This is a genomic window from Pseudomonadales bacterium, assembly GCA_013215025.1.
In the GTDB taxonomy this organism is placed as follows: domain Bacteria; phylum Pseudomonadota; class Gammaproteobacteria; order Pseudomonadales; family DT-91; genus DT-91.
Window position 1 is genome coordinate 1 of record JABSRR010000011.1, and the last position, 20847, is coordinate 20847.

21 protein-coding genes and 1 tRNA gene are annotated in these 20847 nt (G+C 47.7%); 8 read left to right on the plus strand and 14 right to left on the minus strand.

From position 1 onward, the window contains the following. Positions 1-47 precede the first annotated feature (47 nt). Positions 48-1139 (minus strand): hypothetical protein, encoded by a 1092-nt coding sequence (locus tag HRU21_01570; GenBank protein NRA40976.1) that lies wholly within the window; start codon positions 1137-1139, stop codon positions 48-50. Positions 1140-1341: 202 nt separating this feature from the next. Between HRU21_01570 and ilvD the strand changes: the two genes are divergently transcribed. Further along, positions 1342-3186 carry a dihydroxy-acid dehydratase gene (ilvD, locus tag HRU21_01575; protein NRA40977.1) on the plus strand — a complete coding sequence of 615 codons (1845 nt, stop codon included), beginning with the start codon at positions 1342-1344 and terminating at the stop codon, positions 3184-3186. 48 nt (positions 3187-3234) lie between these two features. Here ilvD and HRU21_01580 read toward each other — a convergent pair whose 3' ends face one another. Genes HRU21_01580 through HRU21_01625 form a run of 10 tightly spaced genes read right to left on the minus strand, consistent with a single transcriptional unit; the run spans position 3235 to position 11273 of the window. Then, a complete protein-coding gene (locus HRU21_01580) occupies positions 3235-4560 on the minus strand; it encodes a hypothetical protein (GenBank protein NRA40978.1) in 1326 nt (441 codons plus the stop codon). A gap of 5 nt (positions 4561-4565) precedes the next feature. Beyond that, positions 4566-5171: an energy transducer TonB gene (locus tag HRU21_01585; protein NRA40979.1), complete on the minus strand. Its 606-nt coding sequence runs from the start codon at positions 5169-5171 to the stop codon at positions 4566-4568. Next, on the minus strand, positions 5171-5569 hold the full coding sequence (locus HRU21_01590; GenBank protein ID NRA40980.1) for a biopolymer transporter ExbD: 399 nt from the start codon (positions 5567-5569) through the stop codon (positions 5171-5173). Before HRU21_01590 ends, HRU21_01585 begins: the two co-directional genes overlap by 1 nt. Further along, positions 5566-6075: a MotA/TolQ/ExbB proton channel family protein gene (locus tag HRU21_01595; protein NRA40981.1), complete on the minus strand. Its 510-nt coding sequence runs from the start codon at positions 6073-6075 to the stop codon at positions 5566-5568. Before HRU21_01595 ends, HRU21_01590 begins: the two co-directional genes overlap by 4 nt. A 2-nt stretch (positions 6076-6077) precedes the next feature. Then, the gene (locus HRU21_01600) at positions 6078-7460 is read right to left on the minus strand and encodes a MotA/TolQ/ExbB proton channel family protein (protein NRA40982.1); all 1383 of its coding nucleotides are present in this window, start codon (positions 7458-7460) and stop codon (positions 6078-6080) included. A 1-nt stretch (position 7461) separates the two neighbouring features. Continuing rightward, entirely contained in the window at positions 7462-8223 is a 762-nt protein-coding gene (locus HRU21_01605) for a DUF3450 domain-containing protein (protein NRA40983.1), read from the minus strand. Positions 8224-8237: 14 nt separating this feature from the next. After that, positions 8238-8744, minus strand: coding sequence for a dihydrofolate reductase (locus tag HRU21_01610; protein ID NRA40984.1), 507 nt, complete (start codon positions 8742-8744; stop codon positions 8238-8240). Further along, on the minus strand, positions 8744-9538 hold the full coding sequence (locus HRU21_01615; protein ID NRA40985.1) for a thymidylate synthase: 795 nt from the start codon (positions 9536-9538) through the stop codon (positions 8744-8746). Before HRU21_01615 ends, HRU21_01610 begins: the two co-directional genes overlap by 1 nt. 46 nt (positions 9539-9584) lie before the next feature. Continuing rightward, positions 9585-10472 carry a prolipoprotein diacylglyceryl transferase gene (locus tag HRU21_01620; GenBank protein NRA40986.1) on the minus strand — a complete coding sequence of 296 codons (888 nt, stop codon included), beginning with the start codon at positions 10470-10472 and terminating at the stop codon, positions 9585-9587. Beyond that, positions 10473-11273 carry a sulfite exporter TauE/SafE family protein gene (locus tag HRU21_01625; GenBank protein NRA40987.1) on the minus strand — a complete coding sequence of 267 codons (801 nt, stop codon included), beginning with the start codon at positions 11271-11273 and terminating at the stop codon, positions 10473-10475. It abuts the gene before it with no gap. 18 nt (positions 11274-11291) lie between these two features. Here HRU21_01625 and vanZ point away from each other — a divergent pair, with 18 nt between their 5' ends. Next, on the plus strand, positions 11292-11645 hold the full coding sequence (vanZ, locus tag HRU21_01630) for a VanZ family protein (GenBank protein ID NRA40988.1): 354 nt from the start codon (positions 11292-11294) through the stop codon (positions 11643-11645). Here the strand turns inward: vanZ and folK are convergent. Genes folK through tsaD form a run of 3 tightly spaced genes read right to left on the minus strand, consistent with a single transcriptional unit; the run spans position 11635 to position 13538 of the window. Beyond that, positions 11635-12129 carry a 2-amino-4-hydroxy-6-hydroxymethyldihydropteridine diphosphokinase gene (gene folK / locus HRU21_01635; GenBank protein ID NRA40989.1) on the minus strand — a complete coding sequence of 165 codons (495 nt, stop codon included), beginning with the start codon at positions 12127-12129 and terminating at the stop codon, positions 11635-11637. The genes vanZ and folK overlap by 11 nt on opposite strands. Continuing rightward, on the minus strand, positions 12126-12488 hold the full coding sequence (gene folB, locus HRU21_01640; GenBank protein NRA40990.1) for a dihydroneopterin aldolase: 363 nt from the start codon (positions 12486-12488) through the stop codon (positions 12126-12128). Before folB ends, folK begins: the two co-directional genes overlap by 4 nt. Then, positions 12489-13538: a tRNA (adenosine(37)-N6)-threonylcarbamoyltransferase complex transferase subunit TsaD gene (gene tsaD, locus HRU21_01645; GenBank protein ID NRA40991.1), complete on the minus strand. Its 1050-nt coding sequence runs from the start codon at positions 13536-13538 to the stop codon at positions 12489-12491. Positions 13539-13777: 239 nt separating this feature from the next. Here tsaD and rpsU point away from each other — a divergent pair, with 239 nt between their 5' ends. From rpsU to HRU21_01675, 6 genes are all read left to right on the plus strand, one after another. Then, positions 13778-13993: a 30S ribosomal protein S21 gene (gene rpsU, locus HRU21_01650; protein NRA40992.1), complete on the plus strand. Its 216-nt coding sequence runs from the start codon at positions 13778-13780 to the stop codon at positions 13991-13993. 372 nt (positions 13994-14365) lie between these two features. After that, a complete protein-coding gene (locus HRU21_01655) occupies positions 14366-14812 on the plus strand; it encodes a GatB/YqeY domain-containing protein (GenBank protein ID NRA40993.1) in 447 nt (148 codons plus the stop codon). Between the two features lie 325 nt (positions 14813-15137). After that, complete coding sequence (locus HRU21_01660) at positions 15138-17036, plus strand: DNA primase (protein NRA40994.1); 1899 nt, start codon at positions 15138-15140, stop codon at positions 17034-17036. Positions 17037-17176: 140 nt separating this feature from the next. Continuing rightward, positions 17177-18997, plus strand: a complete 1821-nt coding sequence (gene rpoD, locus HRU21_01665) for an RNA polymerase sigma factor RpoD (GenBank protein ID NRA40995.1) — start codon at positions 17177-17179, stop codon at positions 18995-18997. 131 nt (positions 18998-19128) lie between these two features. Then, on the plus strand, positions 19129-20487 hold the full coding sequence (locus HRU21_01670; protein NRA40996.1) for a sodium:alanine symporter family protein: 1359 nt from the start codon (positions 19129-19131) through the stop codon (positions 20485-20487). A gap of 77 nt (positions 20488-20564) precedes the next feature. Beyond that, positions 20565-20641 (plus strand) — tRNA-Ile (locus HRU21_01675). Positions 20642-20847 lie beyond the last annotated feature (206 nt).

The following is a 20847-nucleotide window of genomic DNA, read 5'->3' on the forward strand; positions in this document are numbered from 1 at the left end:
TTAAATCTGAGCAACAGCTAATATCTAAGCTACACCTACTTCGCTAGTTAAAATGCAAACTGCCAGCCAAAGCTTGCGTAATCGTCCATAGTCATTTGAATACCGTTACTGTTTTGATCTAAGACAGTAACATACTCTAGCGCTAGTCGATTACCCGCAGGCAAAACCGCGTTCACGCCAAAGCCGGCCGAAGTCATGCTGCCACCAAAATTATCACCGTTGGCAAGTGGGTTTTTCATTGACAAAGATTCAATTTCATCATCTTGCCCACGAATTTCTCCAATGTCCTGCCAAGCCAATCGAAGTGAAGCAGAGAAACGTTGCAAAAACGGCACTTGAAACCAGGCTTGCGCTTGGTATTTATCGCCAAGTCGGTAATCGTGTTTGTTCTCATTTAAACGGAAAATTGCTTTCGCTTGAGCACCCCATGAGAACGCTGGATATTGCTGGACATATGTCAGCGCTGGCTCAAAATCAAAAGAGCCAGAGCCTAGCTGCATACCATAGGCTAAGCGCTTACCATCAGTCATTGGGTTGTCGGAGTCAATTTCTTGATCGATCGAGCCTGTCGGTAGAGAAACAATCCAATTAGCATGAAAGCGCGAATGCTCATCCTTGTAAAGACTTTGCAATGCACCTAATTTCACATCACCCAAGCCTTCACTTTCCATCTCCATTAGCATCGGGCCATTCATCATCATACTATTCATTGAACCCATGCCGCCCATGCCGCCCATGCCGCCAGACATTGGCATTTTCATTAGCATTTGCATATCGTTGACATGGTAATTGAGCATCGCCATCAAGGTAATCTGATCAGAGGGAGCATACATGACACCCAGCATATGCATATCCATGCTCATTTCCTCAGCATAATTACAACCATTTTGGCAAAACTCGGAGGCAAAAAACTCATCGCGACTAAGCTCCGAACCGCCACTGCGCAAACCATCCATCTGCATTTGCATAAAGCGATACGATACCATCCACTCGCCTTTACTGTGGGTATGGTCACCCATAACTGAAATAGGTGCGTGACTATCTGCACGCTGGCTATCATAAGCCCCTTCGGCATCTGCCCAAGCATAGTGAGTGATTAATAGGCATACCAGCAGCAGCTTATTGAGAGGTGACGTCATGGCTTTACTCCAAGAAAAATTTGCGCGCATTATACGTGCTGATAAACCAGCCGACCTGCGGCAAATTGTCGCACCCTAAACGTGAGTAAATATGGCTTTTCGCTTTAACTAATTTCCACCGCTCGGCTAGAGCCAAAGCAAGGAATATTTGCTAGAATATGTGCCCTATTTTTAATCTATAAGCTTTGAAAAAGAGACGACTATGCCGACTTATCGTTCTAAAACCTCAACCGCTGGCCGCAATATGGCAGGTGCCCGCGCCTTATGGCGTGCTACAGGTATGACAGACGAAGATTTTCATAAGCCAATAATTGCGGTCGCCAACTCCTTTACCCAGTTTGTCCCTGGCCATGTGCACCTAAAAGACATGGGTCAGCTTGTAGCGCGAGAGATTGAAAAAGCCGGCGGTGTGGCAAAAGAGTTTAATACCATCGCGGTAGATGACGGCATCGCCATGGGCCATGATGGCATGCTCTACAGCCTACCCAGTCGCGATATTATTGCCGACTCAGTTGAATACATGGTGAATGCGCACTGTGCCGACGCCATGGTTTGTATCTCCAACTGCGATAAGATCACCCCAGGGATGTTAATGGCTGCGATGCGCTTAAACATTCCGGTTATTTTTGTCTCTGGTGGCCCAATGGAGGCTGGCAAAACTAAGCTATCTGAGCACAAATTAGATCTTGTTGACGCCATGGTAATTGCCGCCGATGACAGCGTGAGCGATGAAGAAGTCGCTGAGATTGAACGCAGTGCATGTCCAACCTGCGGCTCCTGCTCTGGCATGTTTACCGCCAACTCGATGAACTGCTTAACCGAGGCATTGGGTCTTTCATTACCGGGTAATGGCTCAACCCTTGCTACTCATGCCGACCGCGAACAATTATTTTTGCGCGCTGGTCGCGAAATCGTCTCGCTAGCAAAACGTTTTTATGAACAAGACGATGCCTCTGCACTACCTCGCAATATTGCCAGTTTCAAAGCTTTTGAAAATGCCATGAGCCTAGATATTGCCATGGGTGGCTCAACCAACACCATTTTACATTTACTGGCGGCAGCACAAGAAGGCGGTGTTGCATTTGATATGAGCAATATCGACGAACTGTCTCGCCGCATTCCTCAACTTTGTAAAGTCGCTCCTAACACCCCGCTTTACCATATGGAAGACGTACACCGTGCAGGCGGCGTGTTTGGGATTTTAGCCGAGCTTGATCGTGCGGGAGTATTACACGCCGAGGTACCAACCGTTCACAGCACCTCTATGGCTGAGGCATTGAAAGAGTGGGACATCATGGTCACCGATAACGATGCTGTAAAGCAGTTCTTCAAAGCAGGCCCTGCCGGTATACCCACGCAAACCGCATTTAGCCAAAGCACCCGCTGGCCAAGCTTGGATGCCGACCGTGAAAACGGCTGTATTCGCTCGATTGAAAATGCTTTCTCGCTCGAGGGTGGCCTAGCAGTATTATTTGGTAATATCGCCGAAGATGGCTGCGTGGTTAAAACCTCTGGTGTTGATGACAGCATATTAGTGTTTGAAGGCCCTGCGCACATCTGCGAAAGCCAAGATACCGCAGTCAGCGACATTCTTGACGATAAGGTCAAAGCCGGCGATGTAGTCATTATTCGTTATGAAGGGCCGAAAGGTGGCCCTGGCATGCAGGAAATGCTTTACCCTACTTCATATCTGAAATCTAAGGGTCTGGGCAAAGCCTGCGCACTATTAACCGATGGCCGCTTTTCTGGCGGCACCTCAGGCTTATCAATAGGCCATGCTTCACCTGAGGCAGCCGCTGGTGGTGCAATAGGCTTGGTGCAACAAGGCGATATCATTAAAATTGATATACCTAATCGCAGCATCAATGTCGATATTTCTGAGCAAGAATTAGCACAGCGCCGCGCCGACATGGATGCCAAAGGTAAAGATGCATGGAAACCGTTAGAACATCGACCACGTAAAGTTTCCGCATCTTTAAAGGCTTATGCAAAATTGGTTATGAGTGCCGATAAAGGCGCCGTTCGCGATCTTAGTCAGCTCGACTAAATTCAAACTAAATCGGGCTGAAACCTTAGCCACTAGCTATTTTAGCCACTAGCTATTTTCTTTCACCCAGCGCGCCATTTCAATTTGGCGCTGCTGTTCATTTTTAGCATGTCCAGCCCAACTACTGGCCTGTTGAAAATAACGTTTCTGTTTGGCTGAAATCAGCTTGCCATCTTTATCTGTAAAGTTTCGAGTAGTTTGCTGTACAGCTTGAAATTGTGTAACCGCAGCGTCGTACTGCCGGTCATGAAACAATGCCTCACCAAGCAATAAATTTGCCTGTGTCGTATTGCGCAGACCACCTAGCTCAATCGCACGGCGAATATATTTTACAGCGTTAGCATATTCATAACGTTGCATATAAACATATGCCAAGCGTAAACTTAATTCACCATCGGGCGCCAAGGCAATCGCCTGCTGAAAGGCGCTAATAGCTTTATCAACTTCCTGAGCACGTTGGTAGTAATCTGCCAGGCGCTGAAGGTTTTTGAAGCTAGCAACAACCAAGTCTTGGTCGAGCCCCTGCTGAAGCGCCTTGGCCGCATAATATGGCGCGCCATAGCTGGATAGTAGTTGACTCATCGAGACAATATAATCACCACGGTCAAACAGCCCTTGCTGATAAGCAGCATCCATCGCATACAGTTGCTGCTGCTCTTTTTCTTGTTGCGCATAGGCACCCCCTAAGGCGAGCCACCACTGCGCTTTTGGCCAACGATCCACCAACACTTCTAACGCTTGTTCTTGACGCGCAAAGTCTTTCTGCTCGTTGTAAATATACTGCAGAATTGCATACCAATTTTCTTTTTCCTCACGCCCTTGCTGCTTAGCGGCTTTGAAAGCCTGTGTCATTGACTGCAGTGCCGCCGATAGCTGTGTCAGCTGTAATTGTGCCTGCGCCATTAAAACATAAGCATCAGGACTAGGCTTTTGCTGAGTGTTTAGCCATTGCTTCAAGAGCTTAATGGTTTGCTGTGGTTGATCTGTGGCTAGGTAAAGTTGCGCCATCGTGAACTGCACCTGCTGACGCATCGCAGCCGGCACATCTTTTTGCTTCAATAGCGCTGAGAATGAATTTAGTGCAGCAGAGTAGTTTTCTTTAGCTAACCAAGCATAGGCGTAAAAATTATTCAGCTGAATCAGCTCGTAGTTGCGCAAGGCTTTTTTACCCGAGCGCGCCTTGAGCGCATCTAAAATTTTGAAGGTTTGTTGAATATCACCGCTGTTTTGCGCTGCTTGAGCTTTTTCTAACTGCTCAAAAATATCTGCACGAATCGAGCCTTGAGCCAATGTGCTTGCAATACTTAAGTGACACAATAAAACCGCAATGCTAATACGCAGAGCAATATTCAGAAGAAAACCAAGCTGTTTCATGCTCATCACTGTAATTTATAATTAAAACGATTCTTCACGTTAGGCACCTCTACCGCCTGACCGTCAACAATGCGCGGTTTGTACTTAAATTTCGCTGCTGCCTGAATCGAAGCACGCTCAAACAGTGACGATGAGCAATCAACGACACGAATATCGCGAGTAGTTCCTTGCTTAGTGACGGTATACGCCACTGTGCAAGTGCCTTGTATGCCGCGCGACTGTGCTCGCCTCGGATATTGCGGCTGCACTTTAACAAACGGCAAATATTCACCATCGCTAGCATTCAAGCCCGGACCCTGAATATTTAAATCAACACCAAGATTTGGACGAATATTCAATGCATCGGTATCGACCTGTGCATCAACTAACTGATCAAGCTCAATAGGCTCAGGTGGTTCGGGTGGCTGCTCGGGTTTTTCAGGCTTTTGGTTTTTACGCTGAACCTCGATCTCGGTATCACCCATATAAATATCGGCTAACTTTTGCGCACCCTGCTGTAAATCAACCGCTTTCATATGAATCAGCGTCTGCATCAACAACAACAACGCTAGCGTTATGCTAAACGCAAGCGTAGCCGCAACCGAGAATCGAATAAACTTATTTTGCAACATCATTGCACGGCCGCTAAGGAAATATCGTCCATACCAGCTCGCTTGGCGGCATCTATAATTTGCGCAATCGCCTGCGCCGAAGCTTCGCCATCGGCCTGAATCACCAAAGCACCTTGAGGGCTTTGTGCCCGCAAGGCCTCAAGCGCAGGGAATACCTGATTAATTTTAAGCTGCTGCTTATCTAACCAAATATCACCCGAGGCCGATATCGCCAGCAAAAACTTTTGATTGCCAATTAAGCCGGCAGTGGTGACTTGCGGTCGCTCGATATCTATCCCTGGCTCGCGCACAAAGGTAGCGGTAACAATGAAAAAGATCAGCATTATAAATACCACATCAAGCATCGGTGTGAGATCGATGTCAGTATCATCCTGTTGCTTAGGTAAATAACGCTTCATGAACGACTCACCAAGCTGTCTTTAAATAGCAGCGATTGCTGATTAGCAATACGTTCCAGAAAGGTATTGGCAAACATTGCTGATAGAGCAGCAACCATGCCAGCCATCGTGGGTATAGTCGCCTTGGAGACGCCAGCCGCCATAGCTTTGGCATCACCGGCGGTCAGCGATAAGGCATTGAACACCTCAATCATGCCCCATACAGTGCCCAATAATCCAAGCAAGGGACATAACGCAATCAAGGTTTTGATGACCGACATATGATGCTGAATAGCAAGATCTACCTCAGACGCTAAGCGGCGTTTGATCTGCATGGCATACCACGACTGCATATCGTCGCGTGCTTGCCAATGCGCCAAACGTTGCTGGGTAAATTCAGGCAAAACCCAGAAAAAGCAGCAAAATCGCTCAATAATCAACAACCATAAAATAAAGCTCACCAGAGCAATGAGGTATAGCACCTCACCACCCGCGTGCATAAATTGATTGATTTGTTCAAATATCATGGCTAGCTTTTCGCTTCGTTAAACTCTGCCACTATGCCTGCGGCCTGCTCCTCAAGTATATGCAGCTGCTGAGCAGAACGTGAGCTAACAAAACTGTGCATCAATAAGGTAGGTATCGCTACAATCAAACCTAATACTGTGGTCACCAGCGCTGAACTGATGCCGCCAGCCATCGCTTGCGGGTCACCTGCACCATAAATCGTAATCGCCTGGAAGGTTAAAATCATCCCCACTACCGTACCCAATAGCCCAAGCAGCGGAGCAATCGCTGCACTAATTTTCAGAAAACTTTCAAACCGCTGAAGCGCTGGAATTTCGCGAATAATTGCTTCATTAATTTTTAACTCCAATGTCTCTAGATCAAGGCCTTGGCAATCAGCAGCTTTGGCTAACACACGCCCCAAAGGGTTATCATCTGCTGGCGAATCAATTTGCTTCAGCTGCCGCTGCACTCTACTCGCAACGCCGGCTAATACCACCAAGCGCCATACACCTAACAATAATGCCACCAGCCCCAAGACACTGATCACAACTCCGACCACACCGCCTTGACGCCAGCGCTCGACCATCGATGGTGTATTGATCAAGGCTGCCAGTAAACTGCCGCCGCTAGGGCCAGTAGGATCAATCGCAAACGCGGCCAGCTGACCACTCGGCATAGCAACAAAATCACGAGCTATGGAAACCGCTGCAGGTTGCCTTGCAAGTAACTGCAGTTGGCCGTCTTTAAGGCTTAAATACTGGCCATTCGCATCCAGTGCATTGAAGTTACCTACTCGCGTTACCGTTTGATCAACAGTAACGCCGTCAACACCGCTAACCCCGGCGGTAAAATTTACCGTACGTCCCTGCTCAATAAGCTCTTGCTGTAAAATCACAAACAACTGTTGAATTTGATCAATACTTGGCAGTTCTGCACTGCTGGCGGATAAACTCAACAAGGTTTGCAACTGCGCCTGACGTTCAGGGTAATGCAAACTGATTAACGACACTGCACTTTGAGCTTGCGCATCGGCAGCAGCACTGCTCAGATGACCAAACAACTCCGATAAAGAACCCATACGCTGTTTCAATCGGGCCTCTGCCTCGATAATATTCTTATCATTTTTTTCAAACGATTGCTCAAGCTGAGTACTGATCGCTTCCTGTTGCTTAAGCGCATTCTGCATATCGCGCAGAATCGATTGTCGCTCTGACTTTTCAGCTAAGAAACGCTGCTCTCTCGCCTGATTTTCTTTACGATCACTATAACGCTGTGACTCTAGCTGACGCAGCAATTGCTGCATTGACTTAGCTGACTCTTCGGCATGACCGACAGACACAATAGTGCTAACACTCAGCAAAAGAACCAAAGAGGGTCTGAATAGCTTTTTAAGATGATGCATATCAAAACGCCTCCGCAGTTGCCACAGGCAGAGTCATAACATCGATATTTGCCTGCTTGTTAGCAATCTTAATCGCTTGTTTCACCGCCGCTTGATAATCGCCCGCCTCTAAACTTTGCCACTCACCAAGCGAGCTATTCCAAGCACCGGCCGTAGCACCGTCTAAAGACTGATATATTAAGGCAATCCTGCCAATGCGCAGCATATCGACTTTTCGCTCAGCGCCATCAACCGTCACCGAAGCCGGGTAAACCTCGATTTTCCTACCGTACTCATTTTCGATATTCCAAGCCTCTAACAGCTGGCGAAATTTTTCTGCCGTTGAGAGATCAGAGCGATTCATACTCGCGCGCAAAAAACCAATGCGCTCAGTTCTCTCTTCCTGATGGAACGGTAAATCCAGGGCAATGAATTGCTCCAATTGCGTCACCATATCATCCATAAGCGGCAGAATTTGACGCTGCATAATTTGCACTTGAGCAATCGCTGTATCAATTTCGCTTAGGCGTTGCGCTTGATTATCAACTTGAATCGATAATTTTTGGTTATACATTTTCAAGTCTTCGACCAGCTTTTCGGTCTGCTTATATTCTTCGAATAATTCCTGCGACTGCTCTGATAAGCCATCAATTTTTTGCTGCGATGAAGCGGCGGCAGCAACTTTTTTCTGACTCGAATTTAACACCTGATCTAAAGATTCTGCCGTTAACTGATGCTGAGAAAGCATCAATACGCTAAGCAGCAGAGATTTAATTATTTTCATAAGAGATCCTAAATTTATGGCCGCAAATATTTATTAAAACTATAAGGATAAGGATTTGAACCCGATGGCTCAAAGTGTTGCGTGCTCTCTAGCTGCCAATCAGCCGCAGCAAAACCTTCAAAATAAGCATCGCCTTCAACCACCGCATGTACCTGTGTGAGATACAGCACCGTCGCCTTTGCAAACGCTGCACGGTAGATTTCAGCTCCACCGATCACCATCAGCTCATCAGCACCATCAATTTCAGCCACTTGCTCAGCTAATGTTATTGCTGCATCCAAACTATTAACCAGACGAACACCCGCCGGCAATGACAAATCACTCTGCCTGCTGACAACAATATTCGTTCGTCCTGGCAGCGGGCGACCAATCGACTCAAAGGTTTTACGCCCCATAATAATAGGCTTACCTAAGGTGGTTTGTTTGAAATATTTCAAGTCCTCAGGCAAATACCAAGGTAGCTGATTATTCCGCCCAATCACCCCGTTCTCGGCCATCGCGACAATCATTGCTAGTTTCATTAAACAGCCACCGGTGCAGAAATATGTGGATCAGGGTAATAGTCAAGCAGTTCAAAATCATCAAAACTGAAAGCAAATAAGTCGTCTACTGCGCTGTTCATTTTCATGGTCGGCAATGATTTGGGCGTACGCGAGAGCTGAAGCTCGGCTTGTTCAAAGTGGTTATGGTAAAGATGTGCATCGCCAAAAGTATGCACAAAGTCGCCCAATTGATAATCACAAACCTGCGCAATCATCATGGTCAATAAGGCATAAGAGGCAATATTGAATGGCACACCCAAAAACACATCAGCACTGCGTTGGTATAATTGACAGCTGAGCTTGTTATCCGCCACATAAAACTGAAATAAACTATGACAAGGGGGCAGCGCCATATCATTGACGTTAGCAACATTCCAGGCGCTAACAATATGTCGGCGTGAATCAGGGTTTGTTTTCAGCTGAGTTAGCAGCTGACTAATTTGATCCACAGAGCTGCCAGTAGGTGTAGGCCAGCTTCGCCACTGATAACCATATACTGGGCCGAGATCGCCATTTTCATCGGCCCACTCATCCCAAATGCTGACACCATTATCTTTTAAGTACTGAATATTTGTATCGCCCTTCAGAAACCACAGCAGCTCATGAATGATGGAGCGTAGATGACATTTTTTTGTCGTCACCAAAGGAAAACCTTGCGCCAAATCAAAGCGCATTTGATAACCGAACACGCTGCGCGTGCCAGTGCCTGTACGATCGCCTTTGTCAGTGCCATGATCAAGAATATGGCGCATCAAATCGAGGTATTGCTGCATAAAAATAACCCAGTTAATCCGTTACGAATATGTTTTGCTTAATGTGCTATGTTTTTTTGCCTTGCTTTTTATTAGCTTTGCCGTGTTTTTTCTTCGAAGAAGTTTGCCGAGTTTGCAACGCCGCCTGCTGCGCTTGCCATTGCGGTAAGTTAGGCTGCGTTTTATACGACCAAACCAATAACGCCACACCGGCAATAATCATCGGTGTCGATAAAATTTGTCCGCGCGATATCCAGTCGAATAAATCAAAACCAATATGGCTGTCGGGTTCGCGCACAAACTCAATGCAAAAACGCGCACTACCGTAGCCCAACAAAAAAATACCCCCCGCGGCCCAAAATGGTCGTGGCTGGCGCGAAAACACATAGATCACGAAAAATAACACCAGACCTTCAGCAAAGGCCTCGTAAAGCTGTGAAGGATGGCGCGCAAGCAATAAAGGGTCGCGCGGAAATACCATGGCCCAGGGTAGGTCACTGGCCCGGCCCCACAGTTCTTGCCCAATAAAATTACCGATGCGGCCAAAGAACAGTCCCACCGGCGCCGCCAAGGCAGCAAAATCCAGAATCGCCCCCTTGGGATAATGGTGTTTATGGGCAAATAAACTTAGGCCAACAATAACCCCTATCAGGCCACCGTGAAACGCCATACCGCCTTTCCAGACTTGAATCGCCCATAATGGGTTATCCAGAAAACGGGCAAAATCATAAAATAATACATAGCCCAAGCGACCGCCGATAACCACGCCCATTGCCGCATAAAACACTAGATCGTCAACTTGATCGGCACTAAACGGCACCTTCCCTTGTTTTGCTAGGCGCTTACCCAGCAAGAAAACAAATGCAAATCCGGCCAGATACATTAAGCCATACCAATGAACCTGAAGCGGGCCCAAACTGATGGCCACTGGATCAAACGCAGGGTGTGTTAGCATTTACAAAAATCCTAATGCAGTAAAAATAATCAGACTGCCAATCATAGCAAGAAATACCGCAAATAAACGCTGCAATTTTTGTGCTGAAAGATTTTTTGCCAAACCGGCACCGACTCTGGCAAATGGCATACTCATAATTGTGATACCGAGTAATGCCGGCCAATACACATAACCCAAGCTATAGCTGATCGCATCCGTTTTATGCCAGCCAAGGTATAAATTACTGGCTAAACTGGCATAGGCAATAGGCACCCCGCAAGCCGCTGAGGTAGCTACCGCCTGCTGCATACGTAAACCAATATGATTAAGGTAGGGCACCGTCATCGAGCCGCCACCAATACCAAACATGGCTGACAATGCTCCAATCATGGCCGCTATAAAACCCGATGGTGTTGCCGGCTTGGCTTGCTGAGACGCGCGTGATCGACCAGAAAGCATCATCTGCAGGGCAACAATCAATAAAAAACTGCCAATCAGTAATTGTAAATTAAAACCTGATAGCTGATCAGCAAATAACACCCCAAGCATACTGCCGGCGATCAATCCAATCAGCATACGTCTCACTACCGGCCAAAGCACAAAGCGATTTTTTTGATGCGCGGTAACTGAGGCGATTGAGGTAAAACATATTGCCGCTAATGAGGTAGCCACCGCCATATGGGTCAGCACCTCGGCTGGCAATCCTTGCTGAGAAAAGCTATAAATTAATGCAGGTACAATAATCACACCGCCACCAACGCCAAATAAGCCAGCAATGATGCCAGCCAGAGCTCCTAATAAAAGGTAGAGCAGTATTGTTATAACCATGAGGTCCATCGCATGTTATGGGTACGAGTCTGTTTATTCGTTTATACTACTGCGCTCTGCACCCTAAGCTTAGTGAGCATAAGTAACCGGGCACTGCCGATTCAGCATATCGATAAGCTTTGGCATTTTTGTGCATTTTCAATCCTGAGCCTGCTGGCGGCCTATGCCAGTCGCAACTGGCGTCAGTATTACAGCCTTTTAGCCATCGGCTTCGCACTGGGCATTGCGATCGAGCTTGCGCAAGCAAATTTCACTAACCATCGTCTGGGCGAGTGGCAAGATCAGTTCGCAAACAGTGTAGGGCTGTTATGGGTCTGTATTTTGGCACAATCCAACAAGCTACCCAAACTTGTTTTTAGCCCATAGCCTCAGGCGGCCAGGGAATCTGCTGCAATGCTTGCGGTTTATCATAGCGACGCCATAGCTCGGCATAGCTGAGCTTAAGCAGCGGATGCAGCTGATCAGGCGCAATATCGGCTAGCGGTTTTAATACAAAGGCGTTTTCTAGAATTTCATCGCGCGGCAGGCAGACCCCGCTAAATTCACCGCAGGCATCATTAAAGCTTAAAATATCTATATCGAGTGTTTTAGGCGCAAATCGCTGTTCATTTTTTTGCCGACCGTGTAAACGCTCGGTGGCACGCACACTGTCTACCAGCTGCGTCAGCGAAAGCTGCGTATGCAGTTCAGCAACTAAGTTGTAAAACGGCTCGCCCGCAAAACCAATCGACTCACTCTCATACACCGGTGATAGCTTTACCTGCCCTAACTGCATGACTGCCGCAATCGCAAGCTGAATATGCTTGACGCGGTCAACATTCGACCCTAGCCCTAGATACACCCGATTCATTTACTGGGGCGCGCTCGCTCTATCTGTATGCCTACCGCATCAGCAGTGGCCACCGCCCCTGGCTTGCGCACGGTGAGGCCAATATGGTCACAGGCGAATTGTGCAAACAATATATCTATCAGCTGCTCAGCCACGGTTTCGATCAATAAAAACCGTTGCTGCTGCACAAACGCAGTAACTGTATCAGCCACTGCGGCATAGTTTAGCGCAAGTTTAACATCATCAGTTTCAGCAGCAGCGCGACAATCAAATGTCAAACGAAGATCAAAGCTTAGCCGCTGGATTACCTCACGCTCCCAATCATATACGCCAATAATCGTATCGACCTGCAGACCCTCAATAAAAACAATATCGCCCATTTACACCTGCTCCAATTCAGTCAACGGCCAACGCGGACGCACAGATATGGCTAAATCGGGCGAAGCCGCAGCAGCGAGGCGCTGACAGCCGGCATAGGCAATCATTGCGCCATTATCGGTACAGAATGCGGGGCTGGCATAATAAACCCCCGCCGCCTCTGAGTGACCATGCTGCACGATCATCTGCGCCAGTTTTTCACGCAATAGTTGATTGGCGCTGACACCGCCGGCGATAATGAGTCGATCAATGCCTGTTTGCTGGATAGCACGTCGACATTTAATCACCAGCGTCTCGATCATTGCCAATTGAAAACAGGCAGCAATATCAGCTTTATCTTGTTGCGATAGCGCACTGATATCATGCAGTGAACCACCCAAGCTTTCGATGGTGGTCAAGGTAAAGGTTTTTATGCCAGAAAAGCTAAAATCAAGACCCGGTTTTTGCGTCATAGGCCGAGGGAATTGGAAGCGCCCCAGTTCACCCTGCTCAGCCAGCTTGGCGATCTCAGGGCCGCCTGGATATGGCAAACCGAGCATTTTAGCGGCTTTATCAAACGCTTCACCGGCAGCATCATCTAGCGACTCGCCCAGCAGCTGATAATCGCCAATCGCACGCACCGCGACTAATTGCGTATGACCACCCGAAACCAGCAGGGCGATCAGCGGTAAACTCGGCATTGCTTGCTCGAGCATCGGCGCTAATAAGTGGCCTTCCATGTGATGAACTGGAATCGCCGGAATCGATAATCGCATGGCAAGGGTTTGAGCGGTTGCCGCGCCAACCAACAAGGCACCTGCTAAACCCGGGCCTTGTGTATAGGCAACCGCGTCGAGCTGCTCTTTGGACTTGCCGGCAGCAGCCAAAACAGCGTCTATCATCGGCAATAATTTAGTCACATGATCACGTGAAGCGAGTTCAGGCACTACGCCACCAAACTGCTTATGCAAATCAATTTGCGAGTACAGCTCATGCGCCAATAAACCGGCTGCTTGATCATACAGCGCAACACCCGTCTCATCACAGGAGGTTTCAATCCCCAGCACTAACATGACTACCCTTAAGCTTATAAGGCTAAGCTTGATTCAATTTGATACATTAAGAAGTTAAGCCACTCATCAATACGCTGATTAATGAGTTCAATTTCGAGCCGCATTATACGCCGATTAGCCGCGCTTTGTAGACAAAAAACCTTTGCTTTCTACGGAAAACCGTATAGAATTCGCGCCCCTAATGTTGATAACTGCAATTTTACATTGCCTCAATTGTTACAAATTTTGAAAGGTTAACTATGCCATCAGTTAAAGTTAAAGATTCTGAGCCATTTGACGTTGCTCTGCGCCGCTTTAAGCGTTCATGTGAAAAAGCGGGTGTATTAGCCGAAGTTCGTCGCCGTGAATTCTACGAAAAGCCAACTTGGGTTCGTAAGCGTAAAGCGGCCGCTGCGGTTAAGCGTCACATGAAAAAGGTGTCTCGCGAAAACCGTCGCATGCAGCGTTTGTACTAAACGTACTTTGCAGCATGGCATTAAAGATAAAAATCGTTAATGCCAAGCCTTAGCTATGCGATCCCTCTCATTTATCTGAGTCCTATCCAATAGCTAAGAGGTGCATACTAAGAAGCCCACCCGCTGCTTTTTTAACAGTTTTTCACAAGCGCCTTTACAAGCACTTTTTTACAACTGTTTTTTTACAACAACAGCAGCTTCTTATTAAAGCACCAACACCCTCTAACCGCAGCAGCCCAAGGCCGCTGCGTTTTTGTTTCTGCTGAGTTAAAATCTTGCCAAGCGTCAAAACAAAAGCCATCATAGTNNTTNATTGATAGCATANAANAGCACAGACAAACAGCAGCAATAATCAGCAACCGGAAAGCCCCAATGAGCGAGTTAGTTAGTCAAGTAAAGCAGGCAATGAAAGATGCCATGCGTGCCAAGCAAAAAGAGCGCCTTTCAACAATTCGTATGATTCAAGCTGAGTTTAAGCGGGTTGAGGTGGATGAACGGATTGACGTTGATGATACACGCGCCCTTGCCATTCTCGACAAAATGGCCAAGCAACGCCGCGATGCTGCCAAACAATACCTTGAGGCCGAGCGACCTGAATTAGCTGCAAAAGAAGAAGCTGAAATTGCCGTCCTGCAAGACTTCCTGCCGCAGCAGCTTTCTGATGCAGAAATCGCAACCATTATCGAGCAAGCTATAGAAAGCACTGGCGCCAGCGGCATGCAAGATATGGGCAAATTGATGGGTGCGGTAAAACCGCAAGTCCAAGGCCGGGCTGATATGGGCACGGTAAGCCAACTCGTGAAAGCAAAGCTCGCTTAAATATCTCTTATCACTGCAACTTATCGACGCCTTGCAGTCAGTCTGATTCTGATAGTCGGCTGTGCTGCTAAACATATTGCTATAGATACTGCTATTAAGTTATTTGATTCTTTGTCTCAGCACGGTAAGGAATCTAAGTACTGCTAATCTTTAGATTGTGCAATGATCCTAGGCCTCTCAATTTTCTGGAGTCTCTAAGTATTTCAGCGCTTATAGCGAGTTAGCAAGGCCAGTAAACATTCGCCATCCAAGGCAATGACAAGAATCACTCAGCTCATCACTGATCGCCATTGCCAGTCACTGGCTTAATCGCTAAAATTTCCTCATGGACACTCCCTCGCGCGGCAAAATTCCGCAGTCTTTTATTGATGATATTCTAGATCGCACCGACATTGTTGATCTGATTGGCTCGCGCGTAAAATTAAAAAAAACCGGACTTAATTACCAAGCCTGCTGTCCGTTTCATGATGAAAAAACCCCCTCCTTCAGCGTCAATCCAGCCAAACAATTCTTCTACTGTTTTGGCTGTGGTGCTGGTGGCAATGCGATCAGCTTTATTATGGAGTATGAGCGCAGTGACTTTCCGGAAACCATCGAAACGCTAGCAAAAAATCTTGGCTTAGATGTACCGCGTGAGCATAACCCAGTGTTAGAGGCTAAGCGCAAGCAGCAAGCTTCACTCTACGACTTACTGCAACAGGCCAACACATTTTACCAACAGCAACTCAAACAGCATGCGCAAAAACAAAAAGCCATCGACTACTTGAAAGGCCGTGGTTTAACCGGCGAAATAGCAAAACATTTTCAAATTGGCTTTGCACCCGATGGCTGGGATAACTTTCTGCGAAGCGTTGATGACCATCAATCCGCTCGCACACAACAACAGCTCGATCAAGCTGGCTTGTGCGTAGTTAAGGCCGAAAATCAAAAATGCTATGACCGCTTTCGCGATCGACTGATGTTTCCGATTCGTGATAGCCGCGGCCGCACCATTGCCTTTGGTGGCCGCGCATTTGGCGACATAAAACCCAAATACTTAAACTCACCGGAAACCGCGGTATTCCATAAGCACAATGAGCTTTATGGGCTATATGAAGCACTGCAAGCGAACCGCCATCTTGAACGGCTGATTATGGTTGAGGGTTATATGGATGTGGTGGCGCTCGCCCAGTTCGGCATCAATTGGGCCGTTGCAACGCTGGGCACATCGGCCGGCGCCGATCATATGCGAAAAGTGTTTCGCCATTGTAATGAGGTGATTTTTTGCTTCGACGGTGACGCTGCAGGGCGCAAAGCGGCAACTAGAGCCATGGATGCTGTACTGCCGCAGATGCAAACAGGGCGTAAAGCTAAGTTTTTATTCTTACCTGAGGGGCACGACCCTGACTCATTAATCCGTGAAATTGGCGAACAGCGCTTTCAATATTTGATTGATGATGCACCGACGCTATCCGAGCACTTATTTACATCGTTAGCCGATGGCTTGCAGCTAGCTAAAGCCGACGACAAAGCAGCCTTCACACATCGTTTAATTCCTAAAGCTGCGCTGATCGAAGAAGGCAGTTTTAAAGATTTTATCCTACAAGATTTAGCATTTAAAGCTGGCATCAACCTAGACATCATGCGTCGCGCGCTGATCGAGGCTGCACCAAAATCTTCAGCAAATGATGCATCCACGCACTATGATGTATCGTCTAATGCACCTTCCAATATGCCGGCACCGCCACAGCGCGAAAAATTGCCTCGCGATGATTTTTCGCCGCGATTGGTAGTGCCCGATTATACCCCGCTTTTAGCTGCTGGTTTGTTGGCAATATTCCTGCCCGATGTGATCAAACAACATGATCTTAGCTTGCCAAACACAAAGGCATCAGCCGACCCCAGCCCCCATCTACAGGCGCTGGCCGAAATCATTCAAGATATCAAACAGAGCGAACAGCCTACCTCTACCGCATTAATTGGCAAATGGCAGGCAAAAAATCCCGACGCTATTCGGCCGCTCCTTGCCTACTATATTCTTGAGCTCGACATGGACAATCCCGAGCTGCATCAGGCTGAGCTGATGGATGCTTTTGAACGCCTAAACCTGGCGGATCAACGGGCTAAAAATATGGCGCTGATAGAAGACTTACCCAACGATGCCAGCAGCCTCAGCAGCCTTAGCCCCGAGCAACAAAGCCAGTTTTTGGCACTCTTTGTGCAGGAAAGCAGCGACACAGAATAAAACAGCTAAAACTTTGTTATTACTAGAAAAAAAATTGCATTTCTTGCCCCATTTTACGTATGAATATAGTAGCTGATTGCGCAATAGCTGCTATAATATGCGGCTAATTTTTTCATCCATCAGATTACCGGTCCTAAAACATGTCGGAACAAGCCAGCCAATCTAGAATAAAAGACCTTATCGCACGCGGTAAAGAACAAGGCTACCTCACTTACGCGGAAGTAAACGACCACTTACCTGAAGATATCTCCGAAGCCGATCAAGTTGAAGATATCATCCAAATGATCAACGATATGGGCATTCAAGTTTTTGAGAATGCGCCTGATGCCGAAACCATATTGATGGAAGAAGGCGATACCTCGGCTGACGAAATTGCCGCCGCTGAGGCTGCCGCCGCACTTGCCGCAGTCGAGACCGACCTAGGCCGCACGACCGATCCGGTGCGCATGTATATGCGCGAGATGGGTACCGTTGAACTATTAACGCGCGAAGGTGAAATTGCCATCGCCAAGCGTATCGAAGAAGGCACCCGCGATCTATTGCATGCACTCGCCTACTACCCTGGCGCAGTATTACAAACGCTAGATACTTATGACCGCGTAGCAACCGAAGAAGCTCGCCTTGAAGATATTCTTATTGGCTACCTCAATCCAACCGACGACGTTCCTGAAGCTAAGCCGCAAGGTTTCTCAGAGCCGCAAGAAGCGGAAGACGACGAAGAGGATGAAGATGATAGCTCAGCGAATACCGGGCCAGATCCGGAGGAAGCTAAAGAGCGTTTCACCGCACTAGCTAAGCAGCATAAGAAAACTCAAAAAGCGCTCGATAAGCATGGCCGTTATCATAAAACCACGCTGAAAGAATTAGACGCTTTAGGTGAATTATTTAAATTCTTCAAGCTAACGCCTAAAGTCATCGATCCTATTGTGGCGCAGGCGCGCGAATCTCTCACTGAGTGTCGTGCACAAGAGAGAGAAATTCAGCGTCTAGTGGTTAATAAAGCAAGAGCGCCACGCTCTGGCTTTATTAAAAGCTTCCCTGGTAATGAGACCAATATTGACTGGATTGACGAATTTATCGCTAAACACGCCAAGCACGGTGAAAGCCTTGAGCAGGTGCGTGAAGACGTTGCGCGCCTTCAGCGCAAGCTGATTGCGCTCGAAAACGACACTGGCCTTGCTATCAGCGATATTAAAGATATTAACCGTCGCATGTCGATTGGTGAAGCACGTGCCCGTCGCGCGAAAAAAGAAATGGTAGAAGCCAACTTACGTCTGGTTATCTCGATCGCTAAAAAATACACCAACCGCGGTCTGCAATTCCTTGACCTGATTCAAGAAGGCAATATTGGCCTGATGAAAGCAGTTGACAAGTTTGAATACCGCCGAGGCTATAAGTTTTCCACGTACGCCACATGGTGGATTCGTCAGGCAATTACTCGCTCAATTGCCGACCAAGCACGTACGATTCGTATTCCGGTACACATGATCGAGACGATCAATAAGCTTAACCGCATCTCACGTCAAATGTTGCAAGAGATGGGTCGCGAGCCTACTCCAGAAGAGCTAGGTGAACGTCTAGACATGCCTGAAGATAAGGTCCGTAAAGTGCTGAAAATCGCCAAAGAACCTATCTCGATGGAAACGCCAATCGGTGATGATGAAGATTCGCATCTTGGTGACTTTATTGAAGACACCACGATTACCCAGCCGGTTGATAACGCTACGTCAACCAGCTTGTCAGATTCAACACGTGAAGTCTTGGGCGGCCTTACGGCGCGCGAAGCGAAAGTATTACGCATGCGCTTTGGTATCGATATGAATACCGACCACACCTTAGAAGAAGTTGGTAAGCAGTTTGATGTCACCCGTGAGCGGATTCGTCAAATAGAAGCCAAGGCTCTGCGCAAACTACGCCACCCTTCTCGCTCTGACCATCTGCGCAGCTTTATTGACGAGTAACAGCCTTATTGACGAGCAACAACATTAAACGGCGCAAAATCGATGGCCAATGGGCCTGCTAAATTTGCCCCGTCGATCTAAATTACGTACTCTAAAGCCAGCTTTTGCTGGTTTTTTTGTAAGGATCGAATATGACTACTCTCTCTGCTTTACTCTCAACCCTTAACGGTATTGTTTGGGGCCCACTGATGCTGTGCTTAATTCTTGGCACCGGCATTTTCTTAACTCTGGGCCTCAAAGCCATGCCCATTAGTCAACTTGGCCAAGCGTTTAAACTGCTTTGGCAAGGTCGCCAGAGCCAACACACCCAGCACGGGGAAATCACCCCATTCAACGCCTTAATGACCTCGCTGTCGGCGACCGTGGGCACCGGCAATATCGCAGGCGTCGCAACAGCCATTGCGCTAGGTGGCCCTGGCGCAGTATTTTGGATGTGGATTACCGCCCTAGTTGGTATGGCAACCAAATACGCAGAGGCCTTGCTGGCGCTGCACTACCGCGAAACTAACAGTCAAGGTGAGCATGTTGGCGGGCCCATGTACTATATTAAAAACGGGCTCGGTAAAAATTGGCAGTGGCTAGGCTGGGCTTTTGCATTTTTTGGCTTTATTGCCGCTTTTGGCATTGGCAATACGGTACAGGCCAACTCTGTTGCCGATGGTCTGACCGCCACATTTGGTCTTAATAAAACCCTTTATGGCCTTATCTTAATGGCCGTTGTCGCAACAGTTATCCTTGGCGGGGTTAAGCGCATTGCGCAAGTCGCGGGTAAATTAGTACCCCTGATGGCCGTCGCCTATTTAGCGGCGGGGCTTATCATTATTGCATTGAATGTGAGTGCGCTACCGGCAGCTTTTGCACTGATTGTTAAATCCGCTTTTACTGGCCATGCAGCTACCGGCGGCTTTGCCGGTGCCGCGATGATTGCGGCAATTCGCTTTGGTGTGGCACGCGGCATCTTTTCCAACGAAGCGGGGCTTGGCTCGGCACCTATCGCACATGCACATGCACAAACCAATAACCCCGTAGAGCAAGGCAAAATTGCCATGCTCGGCACTTTTATCGATACCATCGTTATCTGCTCAATCACCGCCTTTGCCATTGTTTTAAGCGGCGTATGGCAAACTGGCGCATCCGGCGCACCACTTACAGCAGCGGCGTTTGATTCGGCTTTACCGGGGCTTGGCGCCTATATTGTCGCGATTGGCTTGGCCGTATTTGCATTTACCACCATTATCGGCTGGAGTGTCTATGGCGAGCGCTGCGCCAGTTACCTATTTGGCGAAAAAATTGTACTTCCCTTCCGTATTGCTTGGATTCTCGCGGTACCGGTGGGCGCGATTGCACAGCTAGACTTTATCTGGCTATTAGCCGATACCTTCAATGCGTTAATGGCTATACCCAATCTGATCGCATTATTATTGCTGAGCCCTGTGGTATTCAAACTGAGTCGCGCTGCACTCGGCGAGAGCAAACTGACTACAGATTGATCATCATCCGCTAAAGTGCTAGCCAGAGTTTAGCTAGCACTTTATAATCGCGCATCGAATGGCAATCGCCATTTTTGGGGCCTGTAGCTCAGTTGGTTAGAGCACCCGACTCATAATCGGTAGGTCCACAGTTCAAGTCTGTGCAGGCCCACCATTTCCTATAGCTTTCTATTCACTATCTCTCTCAGAGATTCAGCTTATCATATCCGCATGGGTGAAAACCTCAGCGTAGCTATCGAGTTGAAAGCAATAATCGGCTTGCTTCTTAAGCCATACTAGCTGATGGGTCTGACTGCAATTATCACCAAAATAATAACTATCGAGAGCAAATCGTCGCCAAACGATAGATGTGTTTTCACG

Coding starts and splice junctions, on each gene's coding strand:
- HRU21_01570 (NRA40976.1), bottom strand. CDS start 1,139: ATGACGTCACCTCTCAATAAGCTGCTGCTGGTATGCCTATTAATCACT.
- ilvD (NRA40977.1), top strand. CDS start 1,342: ATGCCGACTTATCGTTCTAAAACCTCAACCGCTGGCCGCAATATGGCA.
- HRU21_01580 (NRA40978.1), bottom strand. CDS start 4,560: ATGAAACAGCTTGGTTTTCTTCTGAATATTGCTCTGCGTATTAGCATT.
- HRU21_01585 (NRA40979.1), bottom strand. CDS start 5,171: ATGTTGCAAAATAAGTTTATTCGATTCTCGGTTGCGGCTACGCTTGCG.
- HRU21_01590 (NRA40980.1), bottom strand. CDS start 5,569: ATGAAGCGTTATTTACCTAAGCAACAGGATGATACTGACATCGATCTC.
- HRU21_01595 (NRA40981.1), bottom strand. CDS start 6,075: ATGATATTTGAACAAATCAATCAATTTATGCACGCGGGTGGTGAGGTG.
- HRU21_01600 (NRA40982.1), bottom strand. CDS start 7,460: ATGCATCATCTTAAAAAGCTATTCAGACCCTCTTTGGTTCTTTTGCTG.
- HRU21_01605 (NRA40983.1), bottom strand. CDS start 8,223: ATGAAAATAATTAAATCTCTGCTGCTTAGCGTATTGATGCTTTCTCAG.
- HRU21_01610 (NRA40984.1), bottom strand. CDS start 8,744: ATGAAACTAGCAATGATTGTCGCGATGGCCGAGAACGGGGTGATTGGG.
- HRU21_01615 (NRA40985.1), bottom strand. CDS start 9,538: ATGCAGCAATACCTCGATTTGATGCGCCATATTCTTGATCATGGCACT.
- HRU21_01620 (NRA40986.1), bottom strand. CDS start 10,472: ATGCTAACACACCCTGCGTTTGATCCAGTGGCCATCAGTTTGGGCCCG.
- vanZ (NRA40988.1), top strand. CDS start 11,292: ATGTTATGGGTACGAGTCTGTTTATTCGTTTATACTACTGCGCTCTGC.
- folK (NRA40989.1), bottom strand. CDS start 12,129: ATGAATCGGGTGTATCTAGGGCTAGGGTCGAATGTTGACCGCGTCAAG.
- folB (NRA40990.1), bottom strand. CDS start 12,488: ATGGGCGATATTGTTTTTATTGAGGGTCTGCAGGTCGATACGATTATT.
- tsaD (NRA40991.1), bottom strand. CDS start 13,538: ATGTTAGTGCTGGGGATTGAAACCTCCTGTGATGAGACGGGTGTTGCG.
- rpsU (NRA40992.1), top strand. CDS start 13,778: ATGCCATCAGTTAAAGTTAAAGATTCTGAGCCATTTGACGTTGCTCTG.
- HRU21_01655 (NRA40993.1), top strand. CDS start 14,366: ATGAGCGAGTTAGTTAGTCAAGTAAAGCAGGCAATGAAAGATGCCATG.
- HRU21_01660 (NRA40994.1), top strand. CDS start 15,138: ATGGACACTCCCTCGCGCGGCAAAATTCCGCAGTCTTTTATTGATGAT.
- rpoD (NRA40995.1), top strand. CDS start 17,177: ATGTCGGAACAAGCCAGCCAATCTAGAATAAAAGACCTTATCGCACGC.
- HRU21_01670 (NRA40996.1), top strand. CDS start 19,129: ATGACTACTCTCTCTGCTTTACTCTCAACCCTTAACGGTATTGTTTGG.